Raw genomic sequence first — 12,085 nt, forward strand, 5'->3', positions numbered from 1 at the left:
CATGGAGAAAACCTATATCAGCGCCCAACAATTGTTGGTCGACTCGTTACAGCTGGGCCTGCAGATATACGAAAGCGGCTACCGCCCTAACTACATAGTGGGCGTTTGGCGCGGTGGCGCCCCGGTGGGTATTGCCGTACAGGAAGTACTGGATGTACTGGATGTCAAAACAGACCACATTGCCATTCGCACCTCGTCGTACACGGGGATTGGCGAGCGCAGCCGCACGGTGGTTGTACACGGTTTGAACTATTTGGTGCAGAAAGTAAACGCCGAGGATTCCGTGTTGTTTGTGGACGACGTCTACGACTCGGGCCTGAGCATACAGCAGGCCATTAAGGATCTGAAGGGCATGTGCCGCCGCAATACGCCCGATATCAAAGTGGCCACACCCTACTTTAAGCCCGCCAATAACCAAACGGGCCAAGACCCGGACTTCTATATCCACAAAACCGATCAATGGCTGGTGTTCCCACACGAACTGCACGGCTTAACTCTGGAAGAAATTCGCGATCACAAGCCCGAGCTGGGCCAGGTAAAAGAGCAGCTACTGCAATTGATGCAGGCCCGCGCCGAATCCTAAGCGATACCTGCCCCGCTAGGATGAGCGGGGCACAATCCCGTAAAACAGAATCCGCTTGGTATTTTCAACGGCGGCCTGATAGAAGGCTTTGTCTTTGATCGTCTTGCCCGTGACCGCATCAATTTGCGCCGAAAAATCGGCATAGGTTTGCGTCACGGCCCAAATCATGAAAATAAATTGTTCCGGGTGGATGGGCGCCAATAATCCCTTCGCCTGCCAGGCCTGCAGCACCGAGGATTTGCGCTCCACGATATCGCGCAAACCGGTTTGTAGCATGGGCCTTACAGCCTCGGCGCCACTGATAATTTCATTGGCCCACACCTTGGAGGCCAACGGGTGGGTGCGCGAGAACTTCAGCTTGGTTTCTATGTAGCTGGTCAGCTCTGCCACCGGGTCCATGTCTTCTTGCAGTTCTTCCAGCGGCGCTAGCCAACGGCTCATGATGGACTCCAACACTGCCAGATAGAGCGCACGCTTGGTGCGGTAGTAGTACAGCAGATTGGCCTTAGACATATCCGCCGCGCTGGCAATCTGATCGATAGTGGCGCCGCGATAGCCGTACTGTGCAAACACCCCAATGGCGGCTTGCATGACCTTGCCGCGATTCTGCAATTGAATACGGGTGGGTCTTGCCGGCTCTTGCGCATCGGGCGCCAGCGCCGATGAAGCCTCGTGTAAGTCCTCGGCGCTCGAGTCACCGGCCTTTGACTTGCTCATGAAACCTCCGAACTTAATTCGGCGGCCACTGTAGCGCAGGAGCGGTGTAGAACACTAGCCGGTAGACGATCAAATGGCCGCCTCGCCCGGCGGGTCGCACCCGGCCCCATTCCAGGCCGTTAAGTCGACTTTTCACTTGACACCTCGCTGGCAGCTCCATAACTTAACCAACCAGACAACTTTTTAGGGCAATGATGGCAAAGCCCTAGGCCCCGCTCCATCACTGGAGCGGCAAAAATTGCTGCGCTCAGCTACACCTTTACGCACAGCTTAAATTAAGGCGCCAATCGCTGAATTTTCAGCTTCACCTGTTCTCTCACAATAACGACAACGAGGTTGCCACATGTATATCAAGCCACTCACCGCCGGTATCGCACTGGCCCTGCTATCCAGCGCCAGCTGGGCACAAGCGCCCGAGGGCGAGTCATTCTTTGAAGAGGTCGTGGTCACCGCGCAAAAGCGCGAGCAAAGCATTTACGAGGTGCCAGTTGCCATCAGCGCCTTCTCTGCCGACACCATGGAAAAGCAGGGCATTAGCGACCTGACCGACATCGGCAAATTTGTTCCCAACCTGAACATTACCGGCTTTTCCGCCGGTCACACTTCGTCGAATAACGCGTTCATTCGCGGCATCGGTCTGCAGGATCACCTGATCACCACAGACCCCGGCGTGGGCGTGTACGTGGACGGGGTCTACCTGGGTCGCCAGGTCGGCCAGAACTGGAGTCTGTCTAACATCGAGCGCGTCGAGGTGCTGCGCGGACCGCAGGGCACGCTTTACGGCCGCAACTCCATAGGCGGCGCCATTAACATCATTACGCGCGGCCCCGGCGAAGAACCAGAACTGCACCTGGGCACACAAATCGGTACGCGCGGGCGACTCAATGCCGACATCTACGCCAGCGCGCCGCTGACGGATACCTTGGCGCTGTCTGGCAGCCTGGCCTACCAAAGCCGCGATGGCATCGGTGAATTTACCAATCTGCCCGAGGCCGATATGGACGTGGGTGAGCTGCAAGATTTTTCCGGCCGCGTCGCTGTCCGCTGGACGCCCACCGATCGACTGTCCGTATTATTTGCCGCCGATGGCAACGACGGCAAAAATGGCCTGCGTCCCTACACCACCTTAATCGACGAACTGCCAAATGGCGCCGTGTACCAAGCCGGTTACCGCAACAGCGACCGCGCTGCCGACCCCTACGACAACGCCACCGGCCAGCTCAACCAAACCGAGGTGACCAACAAAGCCGCTGGCTATTCCATCACCATGGATTACGAGTTCTCCGACAGTCTACACGGCAAGGTGCTCTACAGTGATCGCCACTCCGAGTACACCTCTGGCCTGGACGACGACAGCATTGAAGCCGACTTTCTGTCGTTTCCCGAAGCGGGCGAAGCGGACCAGCGGTCGGTGGAATTTCAGTTAGATGGCGAAATGGGGAGCTGGGATTTTGTCACCGGCCTCTACTACTTTGAGGAAGACGGCCACAACTTTCAGGACGACACCGTCTTCAACGGCGGCGCGCCCAGCGATTTCTTTTTGGAGCAGAGCCTGAAGAGCAAGGCTATTTACGGCAACCTGGGCTATCACGTCAACGACGAGCTGCGCGTTTCAGGCGGCTTGCGCTACACCCAGGACAAGAAAACCGCACACACCATTTTATTTGAAACCATCGAGGAGACCAATTCGCGCGATTGGAACGAAACCAGTTGGGAGTTGGCCGCCAACTACGACATCAGCGACAACTTAAACGGCTACGCCACCATTCAAAGCGGCTACACCTCGGGCCAATACCCGGCCCGGCCCTACTGCCTGATTGGCAGTTTCAACTTTGGCACCGGCGAACTCAGCCGCCCCAACTGTTTTGAAGCCAACGATAACGTGACGGCGCTGAATTACGAAGTGGGTATTAAAGGCACGCCGCTCAACAATCTGAAAATGAGCCTGTCGCTGTTTCACACCATCTATTCCGATTTGCCGTATCAGGTCAGCACCACCAGCGGCGGCGGTTTTGAAACCCGCAACCTGCTGGTCGACCAAACATCGCAGGGCGTGGAATGGGAAAGCAGCCTGGCCATTACCGATGCCTTTGTGTTGCACACAACCCTGGGTTACATAGACGCCGATGTGGACGATCCCAGTGCCGCGGCGCCGCTGACACCCGAACTCACCGTGTCGATCAGTCCCGAGTACACTATCGCCATGGATAGCGGCGAACTGAGCCTGCGCGCCGACTGGTCTTACCGCAGCGAAATGTACGGCGAGCCCAGTAGAGACCCGGGCCGGTTTACGCAGCTCGACAGTCGAGCGCTATTAAACCTGGACATCACCTACCGCAACGACGTCGACAACTGGTCCGCCAGTTTATACGGCCGCAACGTCACCGACGAACGCTACGACAACGCCCGCCTGAACACCGGCGACTATGTGCTGGTGATGCTCAGCAACGACGCCAGCGAGTTTGGTGTCAGGCTCAGTAAAGATTTTTAACTGATCGCCATGCACTGCTAGACCTTTCATTGCTCGACCTTCTTTGCCCCGCGCACCGGGGCTTTTTTATGCCTGGCCATTGGCAAGTGCAAAGCCGCCGGTGCGCACCCACTGCGCCAATGCAAGCGACACGCGCGTTTCCAATGGCTCCAGGTCTTTGCCACCAAGCACTTCAAAAACATGACCTCGGGCGCCCAAGAAACTCCAGGCCCTCTACCTATCGAGAGGGTTGCGCTTGGCAAAATAACGGCGCCCGATTCGACGCCAGAAAAGCGAGACCCGGCACACAAATGCTAGTCATTTTCCATAAAAAAAGGCCCGGTTAACCGAGCCCTTTTTAGTTGCTTTCAGCCTTAGAAATCCATGCGGAAATCTACGCCAAAGGTACGCGGCTCATTCACAAAACCGGTGTTGTTGTTAAAGTCGATAAAGCCCTTAACATTTTCTTCGTCGGTTATGTTGCGTCCGTAGAGGGCCACTTCATAACCGCTGTTGTCATTGATATAGCCTAAGCGCAAGCCACCTTCAAATTGGCCATCAGTTTGAAATTCTGCGGACTCGTAAAGCGCCATATTGGTATCGCCTTGATAGGCCCAATCAGTAAAGGCATAAACTTCACCCGTGCTCACCGGAATGCCGTAACGCAGGGTTAAGTTGGCGGTCAGCTCTGGCGCCGCCTGAAAGGGGTTGCCGTCCAAGAGTGCATTGCCACTAGTATCCAATGGATCGAGAACCGTACACTGACCAGAACCACAAGGCGCTGTAGTCAAGTCGCTATCTTGCAATTCTGTCTTGGCGTAGCCCAATCCAGCGGTGGCAAAAAAGTTATCAGTGACAGCGAACTCCACATCAAATTCAAAGCCGTAGCCCACACCCTTATCGGCGTTCAGAAGGCTATTGCCGTTATTGGCGCCACCGATAGCCGAAAGCTGAATATCCTCGACGGTGTAGTAGAAGCCGCCAAAGTTCAGCCGCATGCGGCGATCCAGTAAATCGGCCTTGTAGCCAAATTCGTAGGACGTGATGGTTTCGGCATCGGCCACAGAGGGGTTGCCCTCAAAGGCCACATCGCGCGCCTGAATGGACTGGGCGCGGAAACCGTTGGCAATGCGGCCGTAGAGGCTGCTGTGATCTGACAATTGGTAGTTGGTAGACAATTCCCAACCCAACTGGTCATCGTCCACCTCTATAGGCTCATAGGTTTGAATCGACGCCGCATTAATCACCAGGGCAAAGCCGTCCACATTCTGCTCGCCCACCGTCAGCGATTTTTCATCGTAGGTGTAGCGCAAGCCGAGCGATACATCCCAATCCTCGCTCATGTCGTAGGTGCCCTGGCCAAACAGTGCCCAGGTGGTGTTGTCGTGGGTGACGGTGGTGCGGCCGAAAAAGCCATCAACGGTGGTCACATCCAAGGACGAGTCGTAATAAAAGCCACCGGCCTGCCAGTTAAAGTTGCCGTCGTAGTCGCTGGCAATGCGCAGCTCCTGGGTAAACTGGTACACGCCGGCGCGGTCTTCAGTAACAGCCTGAAAGGGAATAAAACCTGGGCCGGTGGGATTGCCGCCATCGATATCGCCCTTACTAAAGCTGTCGGCGCGCTGGTAGGCGGTAATCATGGTTAGCGCGGTTTCGCCAAAGTCCCACTCCAGTTTCAAACTGGTGCCCGAACCGTCTACACCTTGCGGATTGTTATCGCCATCGTCGTAGAACACTTTATCGCGATCAAAGTTTTCGTTGAGCCCCGATTGACCGGTGGTAAATACGTTTGCGCGGAAGATAGAAGAGGTACCGCTTAGATCGCGATCCTGGTGGCTTAACAGGGCGCTGAAATCGTCTGTGGGCGTCCACAACAACTGCGCGCGAATGGCGTTTTCAGTAAAGCCGCCCATGGCGTCTTTTTCGTTGGTGTAGCCGTTATCGATGTAGTCTGCACGCTGCTGCGACAAGACCGACACCCGCGCAGCCAACTTGTCTTCCACCAGCGCACCGCCGTAGGCAGCTTCCAGATTGCGCGTGCCCAAGGTGCCCGCGGTCAAATTGACAAAACCTTCGTTTTCAAAGGTGGGGCGTCGGGTGTCAAACTTCACCACGCCGGCTGTGGTATTGCGGCCAAACAGGGTGCCCTGCGGACCGCGCACCACTTCCACCTGGCGCACGTCAAACAGCGGGAAGCTTTTAAGCACCACGTTTTCCATGACCACGTCGTCCATTACTACCGACACGGGTTGTGAGGCCGCCAGATCGAAGTCCACGTTGCCCAGACCGCGAATGTAAAAGCGCGGCGAGGCGCGACCGTTGGAAGACTCGGCGTACAGGCCAGGCACGCGCGCGGCCAGGGCCATAATATCGGAGCCGTCACTGAAAATGGCGTCCATGCGATCACCCGACAGGGTGGCCACTGAGATAGGAACTTCCTGCAGGCCCTGAGGGCGCTTTTGCGCGGTGATAATCACTTCCTCTAACACCAAGTCTTGGGCATACACAGGGGCCGTGCCCAAACCGGCAGCGATTGCGGCGCCCAGTGTCGCCAATTTATATCCCCGTGCGCTACGTCGATGGCTGCTCATATTCTCGTCCTCGTTATTGTTGGTCTTCATCATGCTGAACTCACCTGCAGGCATTTAGTTAAACGGTTAACTTTCTACCATCTGGCCCGCGCCCAAACAAGCAAACAGGCCCGAAGGCCTGTGAATTAAGTTGAATTTAAGCTTACTTTTCCCGGTCTTGCCTCATTAGTAACCACCGCCGGTTTGAATGGCATCACCGTAGGGCACCCAAATATTCTTCACCTGACAGGCCTCCTGCAAGAAGCGCTGGCCTTGGGTGTCGGGCGCAAACCAGTCGTATTCGGCGCCGCCTTGGGCCCAAGTGCGCTTGAGATTCGCCACAGAAGCCAGCTCCACCAGCGCGTTGCCGGCAGCGGTGCCGAAGTACCAAAGTGCATCCACCTGCAGGTGCTCGGCCAACACTTTAGCAAGGGTATCGCGCTCGCCAGTGACAATATTCACCACGCCACCCGGCACGTCGGAGGTCTCTAGCAGCTGGTAGAAGTCGGTGGCGATCAGTGGGTGTTTTTCCGACGGCAGCAGCACCACGCGGTTGCCCATGGCGATAGCGGGCGCCAACAGCGATACCATCGACAACAAGGGCGAGTTGTCGGGACACACCACACCCATCACGCCAAAGGGCTCGTTCATGGCCAGGGTAATGCCCTTCATGGGCGGCTGGTGCACGCGGCCCTCGTATTTGTCGGCCCAGGCGGCGTAGTAAAACAAGCGTTCAACCGTGGCATCCACTTCGCGCGCACAGCGATCGGCCGCGTGGCCGGTGCTCAGTTGCAAGCGACGGGCGAACTCCTCTGCGCGGTAACTCAAATTTTCCGCCAAAAAGTACAGGATTTGCGCGCGGTTGTGGCCACTGGCGCCACTCCAGCCGCCTGCGGCATTCGCCGCTTCTACCGCGTTGCGAATATCTTTGCGGTTGCCATCGCCCACCAGGCCAAGCACCGAACCGTCGGCGCCCAGCACCGGCAGACTGCCACCGCCGTCGGGGCGCACTTGTTTGCCACCTATGTAAAACTTGGTGGTTTGATCCACCGGCGGTAAGATCGCGTTCTGCTTGGCCACAACCGCGTTGCCCGCAGGCTTTTCATTGGCCAGCGTAAACGACTGCGGCTTCAGGTATTCGTACAACCCCTCCAGACCGCCCTCGCGCCCCAGGCCAGATTCGCGATAGCCGCCAAAACCACAGGAGGCGTCGAACAGATTGGTGCTATTGACCCAGATCACGCCGGCTTTAATTTGCGGGGCCACATCCAGCGCACGGTTAATATTTTCTGACCAGACACTGGCGGCCAAACCGTAGCGGGTGTTGTTGGCCAGCGCCACGGCTTCTTGTTGGGTGCGGAAGGTCAGCACCGACAGTACCGGGCCAAAAATTTCCACGTTGGCGACGGTGTTGCTGCTGTCCACATTGGTGAGCAGCGTGGGCGGATAAAAGCAGCCATTGGCGGGCAGTTCGGTATCGGGTTGCCAGAGGGTGGCGCCCTCGGCCACACCCTGCTCTACCAGCTTGGCAATTTGATTGCGCTGGCTGTGATCCACAATAGCGCCCATGTCCACCGCTTTGTCTAAGGGATCGCCCACGCGCAGGGTTTGCATGCGCGCGCGCAGCTTTGCGATGACCTGTTCAGCCACGCCCTCTTGCACCAACAGGCGCGAACCGGCGCAGCACACCTGGCCCTGATTAAACCAGATGGCGTCTACCAAGCCTTCCACGGCGCTGTCGAGATCGGCATCGTCGAACACGATGAAAGGCGATTTACCGCCCAGCTCGAGCGTCAGTTTCTTACCGGTGCCGGCGGTTTCGCGGCGCAAAATGCGGCCCACTTCCGTAGAGCCGGTGAACGCCAGCTTGTTAATGTCCTGGTGTTTCACAATCAGCTCGCCCGTGCTGCCATCGCCGGTGATGATATTCACCACGCCCTTGGGCAGGCCGGCCTCGGCGCACAGCTCGGCAAACATCACCGCACTCAGGCTGGTAAACTCCGCGGGCTTTAACACCACGCAGTTGCCCGCCGCCAGCGCCGGCGCAATTTTCCAGGCCAGCATTAACAGCGGAAAATTCCAGGGAATAATCTGCCCGACCACACCCACAGGCTGGTGGTTTGGCAACTCTGTCGCCATCAACTGGGCCCAACCGGCGTGGTGGTAAAAGTGGCGAATTGCCAGCGGCACATCGATGTCGCGGGTTTCGCGAATTGGCTTGCCGTTGTCCATGGTTTCCAGCACCGCCAGCTTGCGCGAGTGCTTTTGCAACAAGCGCGCGATGGCGTACAGGTAGCGGGCGCGGCCGTGACCGCCCAGTGCCTGCCATTCGGGTTGCGCGGCGCGTGCGGCGGCGACGGCGGCATCCACATCTTTGCCATTAGCCTGCGCCACCTTGCCCAGCTTCTCGCCGGTGGCGGGGTTGATGCTGTCAAAGTATTTTCCGGCGGCGGGTTTCTGCCATTGGCCGTCGATGTACAAGCCAAAGCCCTTGCTGTGTTCGGCAAGCCAGCTGACAACTTTTTTATTATCTTCGGGCGCGGGTCCGTAGCTCATATCGTTAAAGATCTGTTCAATGTTCATGGGAAATTCCTAGGCGATTGGGTGGCGGTGGCTGGCGGAGTAGCAGCCGGTAACCTGGTGTTCCAGCTGGCGCTCGATATCGCCCAGCAGACTTGAGGCCCCAAAGCGATAGAGCGCGGCGTTCAACCATTGCACACCCAGTTCTTCTTTAATCATCACCAGATAATCCAGTGCATCTTTCGCTTTACTGATGCCGCCGGCGGGCTTAAAGCCCACTTTGAAACCGGTCAGTTCATAGTACTTGCGAATCATGCGCACCATGACCAAGCTCACCGGCAAGGTGGCGTTCACCGATTCCATACCGGTAGAGGTTTTAATGAAATCGGCACCGGCCATCATGCACACCATGGACGCCTTCGCCACGTTGGTGAGCGTAGCCAACTGGCCGGTGGAGATGATGGTTTTCATGCGCGCCTCGCCGCAGGCCTCGCGATAGGCGCACACTTCTTCGTAGAGTTTGTCCCACTGCTGATTGAGCACGTAGCGGCGCGAAATCACGATATCAATTTCCGCCGCACCGGCGGCCACCGAGGCGCGAATTTCCGCCAAGCGCGTTTCAATCGGCGCCATACACGCGGGAAAACCCGTGGACACGGCGGCCACGGGGATGCCGCTGCCGGCCAATGCCGCCACAGCTTCTTCGACCATTACGTGATAGACACACACGGCACCGGTGGTGATATTCAGCGATTGCGCACCCAGGGCCTCGATCAAATCGGCGCGCACTGGGTTGCGCGCTTTGGCACACAGGCGGCGTACGCGGCCCTCGGTGTCATCGCCCGACAGGGTGGTGAGATCAATGCAGCTGATGGCCTTTAACAGCCAGGCGGATTGCCAGGCTTTTTTCACCGAGCGCCGCGCTTTCATGGTGGCCACCCGGCGTTCGACGGCGCTTTGGTTGACGGCAATATCCGTTAGCCAGTGGGCATTAAACTCGGTACCGGGGTTGCGCTCGGCGATGGCGCGCGATGCAAACATCGGTGTCACCACCTTGGCGCCAGACGTGCGTTTTTTAACGCCGCCGGTTTTTTTCTTCACAGCTGTCATGATGCTCTCTCTCGTGCCCGCTGGCAGTGCGGGCTATCTGTTCTGATTGTCAGTCCAACACACCGATGTGCAGCGCCTTAGCCAATGCGCTGCAAAATCACCGAGCCTGTCTCAACCGGCGCGTCGCTCACGGTGATGGCCGCGCGGATGCGCGCGCAGGCAGCTTCGGCCGATTTGTCGTCGCGCGCATGCACCCATGCGATGGGTGCATCTGGGCCGAGCTGTTGACCCAGATGGGCAACCTCGGTTAATCCCACCGCCGGGTCGATGCGATCTTCAACGCGCCGACGGCCGCCGCCCAATTCCACCACCGCGTTGCCCACCGAGCGGGTATCCATGGTGGCGAGGTAACCCGCTTGTTCGGCGTAAACCGGCACAACCACAGGCGCCTTTTCCAAATAGGCATCGGGCTTTTCCACCAGATCGGCCGGACCACCCAAGGTCGCAACCATCTGCGCAAAAATTTCCGTGGCGCGGCCATTGTCCAGGCTGGCCTGCAATTGCTGGCGCGCGCTGTGCGCATCGGGGGCCAGTTTCGACAACACCAACAGGTCTTCGCCGAGCGCCAGTACATTGTCGTGCAGGCGCTGTTCCCGCTGTTTACCGGTCAGGTAGTCCAGGGTTTCGCGCACTTCCAAGGAGTTGCCGGCGGTGGTGCCCAGTACTTGCGACATATCGGTAATCACTGCGGCAATGGGCAGGCCTAAACCTGTGCCAACTTTGACAATGCGACCGCCCAGGTCTTGGGCTTTTGCCAAGGTGTCGGCAAAGGCGCCACTGCCGGTTTTAATGTCCATCACCAAACCGTCTAAACCGGCGGACAATTTTTTCGACAAAATCGAGGCGGTGATCAGTGCCAGCGCTTCCACCGTGCCGGTCACATCGCGGATGGCGTAGAAGCGGCGATCGGCCGGTGCCAGGGTTTCCGTTTGGCCCACAATGGCGCACCCCACCTCGGCCACCACCTGCTGCAGCCGCTCATTGCCGGGTACCGAGTTGTAGCCGGGAATGCTGTCGAGCTTGTCGAGGGTACCGCCGGTGTGACCCAGTCCCCGACCCGACACCATCGGCACATAGGCGCCGCAAGCCGCCAACATGGGCGCCAACATCAACGACACCTTGTCGCCCACGCCGCCGCTCGAGTGTTTGTCCAGCACCGGGCCATTTAACCCCAGCGAGCCCCACTGCAGGGTAGTGCCCGAATTCAACATGGCGCGCGTGAGCGCCACATTCTCATCCAAGTTCAGATCGCGAAAATAAATGGCCATGGCCAAGGCTGAAACCTGGCCCTCTGAAATGCTGCCGTCGGTTAGACCGCGCACAAAAAATTCAATTTCCGCCGCCGTCATCGGCTGGCCGTCGCGCTTGCGACGAATGATATCTTGCACCAACATGTTGCTGTCCTTATTAGAATAGATTGACCTGCGTGCCCACCCCTACCCGGGGCGCGTTGCACCGGCACGCCTGAGCACCGCCGAAATTAGGCGCTACTTGGTTCCGAAAATCTTATCGCCGGCATCGCCTAAGCCGGGCAGGATGTAACCCTGTTCATTCAAACCGTCGTCGACACTGGCGGCAAAAATTTCCACATCCGGGTGCAGCTCATTTACCTTTTGCACGCCCTCGGGCGCGGCCACTAACACCAACGCGCGAATGCTGGTGCAACCGTGTTTTTTCAACAATTCAATGGTGGCAATCATGGAACCGCCAGTGGCTAACATGGGGTCCACAATGAGCGCCAATCGATCGCTGATGTCCGGCGCCAGCTTTTCAAAATAGGTGACCGGCTCCAGAGTTTCCTCGTTGCGGTAGATACCCACCACAGAAATTTTGGCGTTGGGCACCAGTTCCAGCACGCCATCGAGCATGCCCAGGCCCGCGCGCAAAATGGGCACCACGGTAAATTTTTTGCCCTTGATGCGCTCCACTTCCACCGGGCCATTCCAGCCGTCGAGCTCGTAGGACTCCAGCTCCAGGTCGCGCGTGGCCTCGTAGGTCAGCAGGGCTCCTACTTCACCGGCCAATTGGCGGAAGCGCAAAGTGCTGATACCGCCCTCGCGCATTTTGCCGAGCTTGTGGCACACCAGCGGGTGTCGGATTTCATGTACGTTCACG

The 12,085-nt window shown here is 57.8% G+C and carries 9 protein-coding genes; 2 read left to right on the plus strand and 7 right to left on the minus strand.

The genetic code is table 11. The features are described 5' to 3' along the window. The first annotated feature begins 1 nt into the window (after window position 1). The gene (locus ACW8F6_RS03340; RefSeq protein ID WP_491574425.1) at window positions 2-583 is read left to right on the plus strand and encodes a phosphoribosyltransferase; all 582 of its coding nucleotides are present in this window, start codon (window positions 2-4) and stop codon (window positions 581-583) included. Between the two features lie 15 nt (window positions 584-598). On the opposite strand, the gene ACW8F6_RS03345 is transcribed toward ACW8F6_RS03340, so the two are convergent. Then, window positions 599-1,300 carry a TetR family transcriptional regulator C-terminal domain-containing protein gene (locus tag ACW8F6_RS03345; RefSeq protein WP_491574426.1) on the minus strand — a complete coding sequence of 234 codons (702 nt, stop codon included), beginning with the start codon at window positions 1,298-1,300 and terminating at the stop codon, window positions 599-601. 343 nt (window positions 1,301-1,643) lie between these two features. Between ACW8F6_RS03345 and ACW8F6_RS03350 the strand changes: the two genes are divergently transcribed. Further along, window positions 1,644-3,791 (plus strand): TonB-dependent receptor, encoded by a 2,148-nt coding sequence (locus ACW8F6_RS03350; RefSeq protein ID WP_491574427.1) that lies wholly within the window; start codon window positions 1,644-1,646, stop codon window positions 3,789-3,791. Between the two features lie 66 nt (window positions 3,792-3,857). Here the strand turns inward: ACW8F6_RS03350 and ACW8F6_RS03355 are convergent, their stop codons facing one another. From ACW8F6_RS03355 to upp, 6 genes are all read right to left on the minus strand, one after another. Continuing rightward, a complete protein-coding gene (locus ACW8F6_RS03355; protein ID WP_491574428.1) occupies window positions 3,858-3,989 on the minus strand; it encodes a hypothetical protein in 132 nt (43 codons plus the stop codon). 155 nt (window positions 3,990-4,144) lie between these two features. Beyond that, window positions 4,145-6,394, minus strand: coding sequence for a TonB-dependent receptor (locus tag ACW8F6_RS03360; RefSeq protein WP_491574429.1), 2,250 nt, complete (start codon window positions 6,392-6,394; stop codon window positions 4,145-4,147). Between the two features lie 132 nt (window positions 6,395-6,526). Further along, window positions 6,527-8,923: an aldehyde dehydrogenase family protein gene (locus tag ACW8F6_RS03365; RefSeq protein ID WP_491574430.1), complete on the minus strand. Its 2,397-nt coding sequence runs from the start codon at window positions 8,921-8,923 to the stop codon at window positions 6,527-6,529. A 9-nt stretch (window positions 8,924-8,932) separates the two neighbouring features. Further along, window positions 8,933-9,970, minus strand: coding sequence for a deoxyribose-phosphate aldolase (gene deoC / locus ACW8F6_RS03370; protein WP_491574431.1), 1,038 nt, complete (start codon window positions 9,968-9,970; stop codon window positions 8,933-8,935). A 77-nt stretch (window positions 9,971-10,047) separates the two neighbouring features. After that, complete coding sequence (gene deoA / locus ACW8F6_RS03375; RefSeq protein ID WP_491574432.1) at window positions 10,048-11,364, minus strand: thymidine phosphorylase; 1,317 nt, start codon at window positions 11,362-11,364, stop codon at window positions 10,048-10,050. A gap of 93 nt (window positions 11,365-11,457) precedes the next feature. Beyond that, a complete protein-coding gene (gene upp, locus ACW8F6_RS03380) occupies window positions 11,458-12,084 on the minus strand; it encodes a uracil phosphoribosyltransferase (RefSeq protein ID WP_491574433.1) in 627 nt (208 codons plus the stop codon). Window position 12,085 lies beyond the last annotated feature (1 nt).

This window comes from Simiduia sp. (assembly GCF_058345725.1).

Coding starts and splice junctions, on each gene's coding strand:
- ACW8F6_RS03345 (WP_491574426.1), bottom strand. CDS start 1,300: ATGAGCAAGTCAAAGGCCGGTGACTCGAGCGCCGAGGACTTACACGAG.
- ACW8F6_RS03360 (WP_491574429.1), bottom strand. CDS start 6,394: ATGATGAAGACCAACAATAACGAGGACGAGAATATGAGCAGCCATCGA.
- ACW8F6_RS03350 (WP_491574427.1), top strand. CDS start 1,644: ATGTATATCAAGCCACTCACCGCCGGTATCGCACTGGCCCTGCTATCC.
- ACW8F6_RS03365 (WP_491574430.1), bottom strand. CDS start 8,923: ATGAACATTGAACAGATCTTTAACGATATGAGCTACGGACCCGCGCCC.
- ACW8F6_RS03340 (WP_491574425.1), top strand. CDS start 2: ATGGAGAAAACCTATATCAGCGCCCAACAATTGTTGGTCGACTCGTTA.
- deoA (WP_491574432.1), bottom strand. CDS start 11,364: ATGTTGGTGCAAGATATCATTCGTCGCAAGCGCGACGGCCAGCCGATG.
- deoC (WP_491574431.1), bottom strand. CDS start 9,970: ATGACAGCTGTGAAGAAAAAAACCGGCGGCGTTAAAAAACGCACGTCT.